This window comes from Lysobacter hankyongensis (assembly GCF_039543145.1).
Taxonomy (GTDB): Bacteria; Pseudomonadota; Gammaproteobacteria; order Xanthomonadales; family Xanthomonadaceae; genus Lysobacter_I; species Lysobacter_I hankyongensis.
This window is the reverse complement of record NZ_BAABJE010000001.1, coordinates 55931-68914: the sequence shown is the minus strand read 5'-3', so window position 1 is coordinate 68914 and position 12984 is coordinate 55931. Positions and strand designations below refer to the sequence as shown.

Here is a 12984-nt window from a genome sequence, read left to right as displayed (position 1 = left end):
ACTCAAAGTTTCAGAGGCGTAAGAAATGAGTAAGGAACTCCTGCTGGTCGTCGACGCAGTCGCCAACGAAAAAGGCGTGCCGGAGTCGGTGATCATCGAAGCTCTCGAAGCGGCGCTGGCCACGGCGGCCAAGAAGCGTTACCAGGACCAGGATGTGCTGACCCGCGTGTCCATCAACCCGAAGGACGGCAGCTACGAGACGTTCCGCCGCTGGGAAGTGGTGGCCGACGACGTGGTGATGGAATCGCCGGATCGCCAGATCCGCATGATGGACGCGGTCGACGAAGTCGAAGGCGTCGAGATCGGCGACTACATCGAAGAGCAGATCGAGAATCCCGAATTCGGCCGCATCGGCGCACAGGCCGCCAAACAGGTCATCGTGCAGCGTGTGCGCGAGGCCGAGCGCAACCAGGTGGTCGATGCGTGGAAGGATCGCGTCGGCGAACTGGTGACCGGCGTCGTCAAGCGCGTGGAGCGCGGCAACGTCTACGTCGATCTCGGCGGCAACGCCGAAGCCTTCATCCCGAAGGACAAGGCCATTCCGCGCGACGTCGTCCGCGCCGGCGACCGCGTCCGCGGTTTCCTGTTCGACGTGCGCAGCGAGCCCCGCGGCCCGCAGCTGTTCATCAGCCGCGCCGCCCCCGAATTCATGATGGAGCTGTTCAAGCTCGAAGTGCCGGAAGTCGGCCAGGGCCTGGTCGAGATCAAGGCCTGCGCCCGCGACCCGGGCGACCGCGCCAAGATCGCGGTGCTGGCCTACGACAAGCGCACCGATCCGATCGGCGCCTGCATCGGCATGCGCGGTTCGCGCGTCCAGGCGGTGTCGAACGAACTCAACGGCGAACGCGTCGACATCGTGCTGTGGTCGGACGAGCCGGCGCAGTTCGTGATCAACGCGATGGCGCCCGCCGAAGTGCAGTCGATCATCGTCGATGAAGACAAGCATTCGATGGACATCGCCGTCGCCGAAGATCGCCTGGCCCAGGCCATCGGCAAGGGTGGCCAGAACGTGCGCCTCGCCAGCCGTCTGACCGGTTGGCAGCTGAACGTGATGACCGCCGATCAGGTCCGCGCCAAGACCGAGTCCGAGCAGATCGCCGCCCGCCAGCTGTTCATGGACAAGCTCGAGGTCGATGAGGAAATCGCCGGCATCCTCGTGGCCGAGGGCTTCAACTCGGTCGAGGAAATCGCCTACGTGCCGGTCGGCGAGCTGCTCGCGGTGGAAGGCTTCGACGAGGACATCGTCGAGGAACTCCGCTCGCGTGCCCGCGACGCGCTGCTGAACGAGGCGCTGGCGGTCGAGGAAGAGCTGGACGAGCATCAGCCGGCCGACGACCTGCTGAATCTCGAGGGCATGGACAGCGAGACCGCTTACGCGCTGGCCGCCCACGGCGTGCAGACCGTCGAGGACCTCGGCGAACTGGCCGCGGACGAAGTGGCGGAATTCGGCATCGACGGCCTGGACGAGGCGCGCGCCGCCGCGCTCATCCTGGCCGCCCGCGCCGAAGAGATCGCGCGCCTGGAGCGCGAAGCCTGACCCCGGCGGGATTAGAATTCCCGCCATCGCAAGCATTTCTCCCGAGCGGAGCCGGTCCTGCCGGCCCGCAATTCAGGAAACGGATACCGAATGTCGCAGCAAACCACCATCCGCAAGCTGGCCGAACTGGTGAACACGCCGGTCGAGAAGTTGCTGGAGCAGCTGGCCGAGGCCGGCATGACCTTCAGCGGCCCCGACCAGACCGTGACCAGCGCCGAGAAGCTGAAGCTGCTCGGATTCCTGAAGCGCTCCCACGGCAAGAGCGACACCGTTTCCGAGGAAACGACCGCGCCGAAGAAGATCACGCTGAACCGGAACCGCAAGCAGGAAATCACCGTCGGCGGCGGCAAGAACAGGACCACCGTCGATGTGGTGGTGCGCAAGAAGGTGACGCTGGTCAAGCAGCAGGACGGCTCCGGCGATGCCGGTGGCGACGACGAGCGCTCCGAAATCCTGCGCAAGCTGGAGGAATCCCGCCAGCGCAATCTCGAAGAACAGCAGCGTCTGGCCGAGGAAGACCGCAAGCGTGCGGAAGAGCTCGCCGCGCGCAAGCGCGAGGCCGATGAGATCGCGGCCCGCGCCGCCGCCGAGGCGGCCGCTGCGGCGGCGGCTTCCGGCGAAGGCGCGACTGCGGGCGAAGGCGATGCCGCGGCCCGTCCGAAGACCCCCGGTCACGGTCATCCCAAGCCCGCGCGTCCGGAACCGGCCCGCGTCGATGATCGCAACGCGCACAAGCACAAGCCGAACCGCGGTTCGCACGCGATGGTCTCCGATGTCGAGGACGACGATGCCACCGCGCGTTTCGCCGGTCAGCTGCATCTGGCCCCGGCCGATCGCGAGCGCCGTTCCAGCGCCCGCGCCAAGCCGAAGCAGCGTCGTCAGATCGAGCAGAGCCGCAGCGGCGGCGGCCAGCACGGCTTCACCCGCCCGACCGAGAAGGTCGTGCGCGAGGTCGCCATCGGCGACGCCATCACCGTGTCCGATCTCGCGCAGAAGCTCGCGCTGAAGGGCGGCGACGTGGTGAAGGCGCTGTTCAAGATGGGCGTGATGGCCACCATCACCCAGACCATCGATCACGACACCGCGGTGCTGGTGGTCGAGGAACTCGGCCACAAGGCGATGCGCGCCGAGAGCGACGACGCCGAGACCGAACTGCTGGCGCACATCGAGGACAAGCAGGGCGAGAAGGCCCCGCGTCCGCCGGTGGTCACGATCATGGGTCACGTCGACCACGGCAAGACCTCGCTGCTCGACTACATCCGCCGCACCAAGGTCGCCTCCGGCGAAGCGGGCGGCATCACTCAGCACATCGGTGCGTACCACGTCGACACGCCGAAGGGCGTGATCAGCTTCCTCGATACCCCGGGCCACGCCGCGTTCACCGCGATGCGCGCCCGCGGCGCCAAGCTCACCGACATCGTGATCCTGGTGGTCGCGGCCGACGACGGCGTCATGCCGCAGACGGTGGAAGCGGTGCAGCATGCGAAATCCGCCGGCGTGCAGCTGGTGGTGGCGGTCAACAAGATCGACAAGTCCGGCGCCGACCCGCTGCGGGTCAAGAACGATCTGCTCGCGCATGGCATCGTCGCGGAGGAATTCGGCGGCGACACCCAGTTCATCGAGGTTTCGGCCAAGACCGGCCAGGGCGTGGACGACCTGCTCGACGCGATCCTGCTGCAGGCCGAAGTGCTCGAACTGAAGGCGGTGTCCGAAGGTCGCGCCACCGGCGTGGTCATCGAATCCGCGCTCGACAAGGGCCGTGGCCCGGTCGCCACCGTGCTGGTGCAGGAAGGTCTGCTGCAGAAGGGCGATTACCTGGTCTGCGGCGTGCAGTACGGCCGCGTGCGCGCCCTGTTCGACGAAACCGGCACCCAGGTGCAGAGCGCGGGTCCGTCGATTCCGGTGCAGGTGCTCGGTCTGTCCGGCGTGCCGGATGCGGGCGACGACTTCGTGGTCGTGGCCGACGAGCGGCTGGCGAAGGAAGTCGCGCAGCAGCGCGACACCAAGCGCCGCGAATCGCGCCTGGTCGCCCAGGCCGGCAACCGCATGGAAGACATCATGGCCCAGATGGGCCAGGGCGGCAGCCAGCTCAGCCTGAACCTGGTGGTGAAGGCGGACGTGCAGGGTTCGGCGGAAGCGCTGCGCCAGGCGCTGGTCGGCCTGTCCAACGATCAGATCCGCATCAACATGATCGTTTCGGGCGTGGGCGGCATCACCGAGTCCGACGCGAATTCGGCGCTGGCGGCGAAGGCCACCATCATCGGCTTCAACGTCCGCGCCGACGCTTCGGCGCGCAAGGTGATCGACGCCAACGGTCTCGACCTGCGCTATTTCTCGATCATCTACGACGTGATCGACCAGGTGAAGCAGGTCGCTTCGGGTCTGCTGGGCAAGGAGATCCGCGAAGAGATCATCGGCATCGCCGAGGTCCGCGACGTGTTCCGCAGCTCGAAGTTCGGCGCGATCGCCGGTTCGATGGTCGTCGAGGGCGTGGTCAAGCGCAATAAGCCGATCCGCGTGCTGCGCGACAACACCGTCATCTTCGAAGGCGAGCTGGAATCCCTGCGCCGCTTCAAGGAGAACGTCGACGAGGTCCGCAACGGCACCGAATGCGGTATCGGCGTGAAGGCCTACAACGACGTGAAGCCGGGCGACCAGATCGAATGCTTCGAGCGCATCGAGGTCCAGCGCACGCTCTGACGCGTGCGCCGCGACGCGAATCCCACGATGCCGAAGAAATCCTTCCACCGCACCGACCGCGTCTCCGCCCAGCTCCGCAGGGAGCTGGGCACGATCGTGCACGCGATCGTGCGCGAACACGGCCTGCCGTCGGTCAGCGTGTCCGACGTCGAAGTCACCCGCGACATGGCGCACGCCAAGGTGTTCTTCACCGCGCTGCAGGGCGAGCGCGCGAAGGAAGCCCTGAAGGGGCTGAAGGAACTCGCGCCGGAGATCCGCCACGAACTGTCGCGCGCGGTGAAGCTGCGGCACACGCCGGAATTGCATTTCCAGTACGACGATTCGGTGGATCGCGGCGAGCGCATCGACAATCTGCTGCGCGATCTCGACCTCGACCCGTAGGTTCGCAGGGCGGGTCTTGATCCGCCATCGCGACTGATCCACGGATGGCCGCAATCGTCGTGTTGTCGACGCCGACCATCGTCCGAGCGAACGCCAGTGCCTTGCCGGTGGGTCGATGCCCGCCTTACAGAACCCGTCGCATAAGGCATATGATCCTCCGATGGCCCAGGCCCCCAAGAAAACCTTCCGCAAACTCGACGGCATCCTGCTGCTCGACAAGCCGCAGGGGCTGAGCTCGAACCAGGCGCTGCAGCGCGCGCGCCATCTGTTCCGCGCCGACAAGGCGGGACACACCGGCAGTCTCGATCCGCTCGCCACCGGTCTGCTGCCGATCTGTTTCGGCGAGGCGACCAAGATCGCCGGCAATCTGCTCGGCTCGCGCAAGGCCTACGACACCGTCGCGCGGCTGGGGATCGTCACCGATACCGACGATGCCGAAGGCCAGCCGCTGCGCGAGCGCCCGGTCGGCCGTTACGACATCGCCACGCTCGATGCCGCACTGCGCCGTTTGACCGGTCGCATCCAGCAGGTGCCGCCGATCTATTCGGCGCTCAAGCGCGGCGGCGAACCGCTGTACGCCAAGGCCCGCCGCGGCGAGACCATCGAGATCGAAGCGCGCCAGGTCGATGTCCATGCCTTCGAACTGCTGTCCGAGCAGGACCTGCTCGATGGCGATGCGCCGCAATTGCGCCTGCATGTGGAATGCGGCTCCGGCACTTACGTGCGCAGTCTCGTCCGCGATCTCGGCGAACTGCTCGGCTGCGGCGCGCATGTCGCCGAACTGCGCCGGCTCTGGGTGGACCCGTTCCGCGATCCGCGGATGTGGACGCTGGAATCGCTGCAGGCGCTGGCCGAACGCGATCCGCATTGCCTCGACGCCTGCCTGTTGCCTCTGGAAGTCGGGCTGGTCGGTTATCGCCGGATCGATCTGACCGAGGACGCCATGCGCCGTTTCGAACACGGCCAGCGTCTGAATCTGAACGATGAATCCCCCGGCGAGTGCGCGGTGTTCGATCCGCGCGGCCGCGCCCGCGGTCTGGGACGCATCGACGACGTCGGCAGTCTGTCGCCGCAGCGCGTGTTCCAGCGTCATGGCGACGCCGAGCCATGATGCCGCCACCCTCAAGGAGATCCGCCGTCATGCCGTCGAACCGCACGCACCCGCAGCGCACATGTCCGCACCGTCCGTGTCGCGTCATGACCGGTCTGCTGGTGTTGCTCTTCGCCGGCCCGCTGGCCGCCGCCGACCTGACCCCCGAGATGTCGGCGGAGCAGGTCGCGGCCGAATCCTACGCGCGGATGCGCGCCGGCGACTGGCAGGCGGCTGCGGAGACCTTCGATCCGGCGGCGTTGAAGCAGTTCCGCGACATGATGGCGCCGATGCTCGAAGGGCCGGTCGGCGAAGCGATGGCGGGCATGTTCTTCGGCGAGGGCCAGCGCGGCGGGGATCTCGCGAAGATGAGCGATGGCGCGTTCTTCGCCGGCTTCATGCGGAACGTGTCGGGTGGTGTCGGCGCCCGCCTGGAAGGGCAGCAGATCCTGGGCGCCGTGCCCGAAGGCCCGGACCGCCAGCATCTGGTGACCCGGGCGACGGCCGAAGCGATGGGCGTGCGCATGACCCAGATGGAGGTCGTCACCCTGAACCGCACGTCGCAGGGATGGCGGCTCGCGCTCAGCGGCGAACTCGAAGGCATGGCCCAGGCCCTGCGCCGGGCGAGCGGCGCCGCGCCGAAGCCTCCTGCCTCGGGTCCCTGATCGCCCGACCCGTGGGCCGCCTCGACGCTTGTCCCGATGGGGGCAGGGGGCTACAATTCCGCTGCTGTCCGGGCCGGTTTTCGTGAATGCCCCGGACAGTTTCGTTTTTCCCTTTCATCCAGGCGGATGCCGCGGTGCGCGAAGGCCCAAGGGGCCCCGGCGACGTTCCTGCGGCTCACGCGTCAGAGGTCATCATGTCCATCGATTCCACCCCGATCATCGAAGCGCACAAGCGCAGCGCCAACGACACCGGTTCGCCGGAAGTCCAGGTCGCCCTGCTCTCGGCGCGCATCTCGCAGCTCACCGAACACTTCAAGGCGCACAAGCAGGACCACCACAGCCGTCGCGGCCTGCTGAAGATGGTCAATCGCCGTCGCAGCCTGCTCGACTACCTGCACCGGAAGGATGCCGAGCGTTACAAGGCCCTGATCGAGAAGCTCGGTCTGCGCCGCTAAGCTTCAGACCCTCCGCGGCGCAGCAATGCGCCGCGGTTGCGTTTGGGGGACGCGAATCCCGTCCGCGACGACGGTTCCGCCCCGCGAACGCAGAACGCATCGCTCCACGCAATCGCAATCCGCAACACCCCGCTTCACGGCCGCACCGCGCGGCCACCCGTCCGGGGCAGGGGCCCCGACCGGTTCAACGTCTAGTTTTTCCGAGGACATTCCAACGTGGCAAAAGTGACCAAGCGTTTCCAGTACGGCAAGCACACCGTGGTGCTCGAAACCGGTGAAATCGCCCGCCAGGCCGGCGGCGCTGTGATGGTATCGGCCGAAGGCACCATGGTGCTGGTGACCGCCGTCGCCGCGAAGACCGCACGCGAGGGGCAGGATTTCTTCCCGCTCACCGTCGACTACCAGGAGAAGTTCTACGCCGGCGGCCGCATCCCGGGCGGCTTCTTCAAGCGCGAAGGACGTGCGACCGAAAAGGAAACCCTCACCTCGCGCCTGATCGATCGTCCGATCCGTCCGCTGTTCCCGGAAGATTTCAAGAACGAAGTCCAGATCATCGCGACGGTGATGTCGCTGAATCCGGAAGTCGACGGCGACATCCTCGCCCTGATCGGCGCCTCCGCCGCGGTGGCCCTCACCGGCGCGCCCTTCGACGGCCCGATCGGCGCCGCGAAAGTCGGTTACAAGAACGGCCAGTACCTCCTCAATCCGACCACGACCGAACTGCTCGACAGCGACCTGGAACTGGTCGTCGCCGGCACCAAGCAGGCGGTGCTGATGGTCGAATCGGAAGCGAAGGAACTGTCGGAAGACGTCATGCTCGGCGCGGTTGTCTTCGGCCACCAGCAGATGCAGGTCGCGATCGACGCGATCAACGAACTGGTCGCCGAAGCCGGCAAGCCGAAGTGGGACTGGCAGCCGCCGGCGAAGAACGCCGCCCTGATCGACGCGCTCAAGGCCGCCATCGGCGACCGCCTGGGCAGCGCCTTCCAGATCCGCGACAAGCTGGAGCGTCGCGACGCGATCTCCGCGCTGAAGAAGGACGTGATGGCCTCGCTGGCCGCGCAGATCGAAGCCAACGGCTGGAACGCCGCCGAAGCCTCGAAGGAATTCGGCGAACTCGAATACCAGACCATGCGCAACTCGGTGCTCAGCACCAAGGTCCGCATCGACGGCCGCGCGCTCGACACCGTCCGCCCGATCACCTCGAAGGTCACGGTGCTGCCGCGCGTCCACGGCTCGTCGCTGTTCACCCGCGGCGAAACCCAGGCGATCGTCGCGGTCACGCTGGGCACCGCCCGCGACGGCCAGGTGATCGACGCGGTCGCCGGCGAGTACAAGGAACACTTCCTGTTCCATTACAATTTCCCGCCCTATTCGGTGGGTGAAGCCGGCCGCATGATGGGTCCGAAGCGTCGCGAAATCGGCCACGGCCGTCTCGCCAAGCGCGGCGTGCTCGCGGTCATGCCGACGATGGAAGCGTTCCCGTACACCATCCGCGTGGTTTCGGAAATCACCGAGTCGAACGGTTCCTCCTCGATGGCGTCGGTCTGCGGCAGCTCGCTGGCGCTGATGGATGCCGGCGTGCCGATCAAGGCGCCGGTCGCGGGCATCGCGATGGGCCTGGTGAAGGAAGGCGACGACTTCGTCGTGCTGTCCGACATCCTCGGCGACGAAGACCATCTCGGCGACATGGACTTCAAGGTCGCCGGCACCGACAAGGGCGTGTCCGCCCTGCAGATGGACATCAAGATCCAGGGCATCACCGAAGAGATCATGAAGGTCGCGCTGGCGCAGGCCAAGCAGGGCCGTCTGCACATCCTCGGCGAGATGGCCCACGCGCTGACCGCGCCGCGCGCCGAGCTGTCCGAGTTCGCGCCGCGTCTGATCACCATCAAGATCCACCCCGACAAGATCCGCGAAGTGATCGGCAAGGGCGGTTCGGTGATCCAGGCGATCACCAAGGAAACCGGCACCCAGATCGACATCCAGGACGACGGCACGATCACCATCGCGTCGGTCAGCGCCGCCGCGGGTCAGGCCGCCAAGTCGCGGATCGAGCAGATCACTTCCGACGTCGAGCCGGGCCGCATCTACGAGGGCAAGGTCGCCAAGCTGATGGACTTCGGTGCGTTCGTCACCATCTCCCCCGGCAAGGACGGTCTGGTCCACGTGTCGCAGATCTCCAACGATCGCGTCGAGAAGGTCAGCGACGTGCTGAAGGAAGGCGATATCGTCAAGGTCAAGGTGCTCGAAGTCGACAAGCAGGGCCGCATCCGCCTGTCGATGAAGGCGGTCGAGGAAGGCGAAGGCTGATCCCCGCCGGCGCGCGTCCCCTGCGGACGCCGCGTGCGACATCCGATGCCCGCCATGCGAATGGCGGGCATCGTCGTTTCCGGGTCATGGAATCCAGACCATGGAATCCGGACAGGCTGCATCCGCGCAGGCGGCATACATGCCGACGGCAGCCATGCGAACAGCATCCGCGGCCGCGCGTCGCGATCGCGCCCCGTGTGACAATCCACCGCATGCGCACCTGTCTGCTCACGCTGGCCTGCCTGTTCGCGATGCATGCGCAGGCGCAGGTGCGTTCCGATGCCGGCGATGAAGCGAACGCGGGCGATGCGCGCGCGGCCGATGCGCGCGAACTCGACACCATCCGCGTCGCCGGCCAGCCGCGCGCGCCGGAGGCGCTGCCCGGTTCCGCCACGGTGCTGCGCGGCGATGTCCTGCGCGATGGCCAGCGCCAGGTGAATCTTTCCGAAGCGCTGCAGCGCGTGCCTGGCTTCACCGCCTTCGATCGACAGAATTACGCGCAGGACCTGCAGATCCAGTCGCGCGGCTTCGGCGCGCGTTCGACCTTCGGCATCCGCGGCATCCGTCTGATCGTCGACGGCATTCCCGCCAGCGCCGCGGACGGGCAGGGCCAGGCCGCGGCGTTTCCGCTGTCGTCGCTCGATCGCATCGAGGTGCTGCGTGGGCCGATGGCGCTGCAGTACGGCAACGCCGCCGGTGGCGCGATCGTCGGCGAGAGCGTGCTCGATGCGCCGCCGGGTGTCGGGTTCGATCTCTGGGCCGGGAACGACGACAGCCGCCGGATCGGTCTGCGCGTCGATGGCGGCCAGAACGAAGACGCCTGGCGCTGGCGCGCGTCGGCGAGCGCGTTCGCGACCGCCGGCGCGCGCGCGCACGGCGCCGCGCGCCGACGGCAGTTCAATGCGATCGGCGAATGGTCGCCGCGCGCCGACCAGCGCCTGCGCGTGATCTACAACGGCCTGCGCCAGCCGCTGGCCGAAGATCCGCTCGGCCTGACCCGCGCGGCGTTCGAGCGAGACGCCGGCGGCACCGATCCGGTCGCCCTGCAGTTCGATACCCGCAAGACCGTCGAGGAGGATCAGCTCGGCGCGAGCTGGCGCCGCGACGATGCGCGCGGCGAATGGTGGGTCTCGGCGTATCGCACGCGGCGCGGGATCGAGCAATTTCTCGCCGTGCCGGTGGCCGCGCAATCGGCGCCCGGCAGCGCCGGGGGCGTCGTCGATCTGCATCGCGATTCGGACGGCATCGACATCGGGCGGCGCTGGCGCGGCGCGCGCGGCGGTTTCGCGATCGGGATCGAAGCGACGCGACTGGGCGAAATCCGCCGCGGTTACGAAAACTTCGTCGGCCTCGCGCTCGGCGTGCGCGGCCGGCTGCGTCGCGACGAGCGCAACCTCCTCGACAGCCTCGATCTCGCGCTCTCCGGTGACCTGCGGTTCGCGCAGGACTGGTCGCTGCTGGCCGGCGCGCGACATTCGCGTCTGCGCTTCGACAGCGACGACCGCTTCCTCGCCAACGGCGACGACAGCGGTGGACGCCGCGACGCGGCGTCCGCGTGGTCGCTCGGCACGGTGCGCAGCTTCGCGCGCGGCGAAGCCTACGCCAGCCTCGGCGGCGGCTTCGAAACGCCGACGCTCAACGAGATGGCGTATCGCCCCGACGGCAGCGCCGGTTTCAACCGCGCACTGCGCGCATCGCGCACGCAGTCGTTCGAGCTGGGCGCACGTTGGCGCGGTGCGTGGGGCGAAACCTCGATCGCGGCCTATCGCATCGACGGCCGCGACGAAATCGTGCCGGCGCTCAACCGCGGCGGTCGCGCCAGTTTCGCGAACGCCGGAGAGACCCGGCGCGAGGGTGTCGAATTCGGCGCCTCCGGCGCGCTGGGCGCGCGCTGGCGCTATGCCGTCGCCGCGAGCTGGATCGATGCGCGTTTCGCCGACGGCTTCGCGTTCGTGGTCCAGAACGAACGTCGCGAGGTCGAGGCCGGCAACCGCGTGCCGGGCATTCCGCGCGGCGATCTGTTCGCGAAACTCGAATGGCGCTCGGGCGACGGACGCTGGTCCAGCGCGCTGGAATCGCGCGCGGTCGGCGACATCGCGGTGGACGACCGCAACACCGATGCCGCCGGCGGAAATACGCGCTTCGCCTGGCGCGCACGCTGGCGCGCGCGCGAAGGCGGTTGGCATGCCTTCGTGCGCATCGACAATCTGTTCGACCGCCGCCATGCGGGCTCGGTGATCGTCAACGAAGGCAACGGCCGCTTCTTCGAACCCGGGGCTGGGCGCGGATTCACGCTCGGTTTGGGATGGACGGGCGCGCGGTAAGCGCGCCGTCCGCCGCTCAGTTCAGCCCCAGCGCCGCCAGCATCCGCAGGAACCAGTGGTCGCGATCGCGTTCGCGGGCGCGGATCGCGCGCGAACTTTCCAGCGAACTGCCGTAGGCCGGCTGCGGGTTCGCGGGCAGGCGCGCGGTCATCGGCGATGGCGCGGCCGCGGTGTACTGCGGGACGAGATCGCTGCCCTGGAAAATGCCCATCGGGCTGTAGCCGGCATAGCCCGGGAACACGGTGCCGAGCTTGTTGTTGCCCATGCGCCGGATCGACAGTTCCGAGAACACGCGCCGGAAATCGGTGGTGACCGGTATGTCGCCGAAATACGGCGACAGCACCTGCGGATCGAGGCCCAGCCACTGGCCGTAGAAACGCCGGCCGTTGACCGGGCCGCCGAAGACCAGCAGCGGATTGCCGTAGCCGTGATCGGTGCCGCCGCTGCCGTTCTGGCGCACGCGGCGACCGAATTCCGACTGCACGATCACGGTCACGCGGCCCATTTCGCCGGTGGCGTTGAGCTCGTTGTAGAACGCGGTGAGCGCCTGCGACAGTTCCGCGATCTTGTTCTGGAACAGGTGGTAGCCGCTGCCTGCGGTGCCCTGGCCGTCGTGGCTGTCCCAGCCGCCCAGGTCGAGCGTGGCGAAGCGCAGGCCGAGGTTGAAACGGATCGACTGCGCGACCGTCCACAGCTGGCGCGCGAAGTTGGTGGTCGGCCAGGCGGCGGGCAGGGTCGAGGTGTAGCCCTGCGCACCGATGACCCGCAGCGCGTTGTCGGCGCGCAGGCCGCCCAGCTCGATGCCGGTCTGGCCGTTCCACAGGCCGGTCAGGGTTTCGTTCAAGCCCTTGGTGCCGGCCGGCATGCCGCTGCGGAACTGCTGCCATTGCCAGGCGCCGCTGTTGAGCGAGAAGTCGGTGGGGCTGGGCATCGCCAGCGATTGTGTCGCGCCGAGCAGGTTCGCCGGTTGCCGGTTGGAGACCGCCAGCAGCGGCATGGTCTCGGTGCCGGTGATGCCGGGCTGCGTGGCCCAGGCGCGGGTCATCCAGCCGGTGCCGGCGCCCTGATTGCCGGGCGTGCCGAGGTCGAGGAACAGCTGGGCGTCGAAATGGCTGCGGGTGACCACCGTCGGCATGCCGCAGCTGTGGACGATGGCGAGTTTGCCGGCGTCCCAGATGTCGCGCAGACCGGTGGCCGAGGGATGCAGGCCGAAGCCGGTGGCGGTGCCGTTGGCGAGCGTCAGTGGCAGCGCGCCGTAGGCGCCGCTGGCGGCGATGTTCAGCGATGGCCGCGCTTCTTCGTAATGCCCGCGATCGTTGCCCGCGAGCGGCGGCACCAGGTTCAGCCCGTCCATGCCGCCGCGCAGGAACACCAGCACCACGGTGTCGTAACTGTTCACCGCGGCCTGCGCTTCCTGCGAGAACAGCAGGCTGGGTCCGGCCGCGCCGATGGCGGCGGTGGCGCAGCAGCCCTTGAGGAATTCGCGCCGATCGAGTCTGGAATGGGTCATGGCGGTGTC

General features: G+C 67.9%; 9 protein-coding genes. 8 read left to right on the top strand and 1 reads right to left on the bottom strand.

All coding sequences use genetic code 11. The annotated features are described in order from the left end of the window. Window positions 1-25: 25 nt before the first annotated feature. From nusA to ABD974_RS00255, 8 genes are all read left to right on the top strand, one after another. Window positions 26-1537: a transcription termination factor NusA gene (gene nusA / locus ABD974_RS00290; RefSeq protein ID WP_345301276.1), complete on the top strand. Its 1512-nt coding sequence runs from the start codon at window positions 26-28 to the stop codon at window positions 1535-1537. A gap of 90 nt (window positions 1538-1627) precedes the next feature. Beyond that, entirely contained in the window at window positions 1628-4237 is a 2610-nt protein-coding gene (gene infB / locus ABD974_RS00285) for a translation initiation factor IF-2 (protein WP_345301275.1), read from the top strand. A gap of 27 nt (window positions 4238-4264) precedes the next feature. After that, a complete protein-coding gene (gene rbfA / locus ABD974_RS00280; RefSeq protein WP_345301274.1) occupies window positions 4265-4618 on the top strand; it encodes a 30S ribosome-binding factor RbfA in 354 nt (117 codons plus the stop codon). Window positions 4619-4778: 160 nt separating this feature from the next. After that, a complete protein-coding gene (truB, locus tag ABD974_RS00275) occupies window positions 4779-5729 on the top strand; it encodes a tRNA pseudouridine(55) synthase TruB (RefSeq protein ID WP_345301273.1) in 951 nt (316 codons plus the stop codon). 86 nt (window positions 5730-5815) lie between these two features. Further along, window positions 5816-6373: a hypothetical protein gene (locus tag ABD974_RS00270; protein ID WP_345301272.1), complete on the top strand. Its 558-nt coding sequence runs from the start codon at window positions 5816-5818 to the stop codon at window positions 6371-6373. A 194-nt stretch (window positions 6374-6567) separates the two neighbouring features. Further along, complete coding sequence (rpsO, locus tag ABD974_RS00265) at window positions 6568-6828, top strand: 30S ribosomal protein S15 (RefSeq protein ID WP_345301271.1); 261 nt, start codon at window positions 6568-6570, stop codon at window positions 6826-6828. Window positions 6829-7044: 216 nt separating this feature from the next. After that, window positions 7045-9141, top strand: coding sequence for a polyribonucleotide nucleotidyltransferase (gene pnp, locus ABD974_RS00260; protein ID WP_345301270.1), 2097 nt, complete (start codon window positions 7045-7047; stop codon window positions 9139-9141). Window positions 9142-9353: 212 nt separating this feature from the next. Then, window positions 9354-11465, top strand: a complete 2112-nt coding sequence (locus ABD974_RS00255; protein ID WP_345301269.1) for a TonB-dependent receptor family protein — start codon at window positions 9354-9356, stop codon at window positions 11463-11465. 16 nt (window positions 11466-11481) lie between these two features. On the opposite strand, the gene ABD974_RS00250 is transcribed toward ABD974_RS00255, so the two are convergent. Beyond that, window positions 11482-12975 (bottom strand): DUF1501 domain-containing protein, encoded by a 1494-nt coding sequence (locus ABD974_RS00250; RefSeq protein WP_345301268.1) that lies wholly within the window; start codon window positions 12973-12975, stop codon window positions 11482-11484. Window positions 12976-12984: the final 9 nt, after the last annotated feature.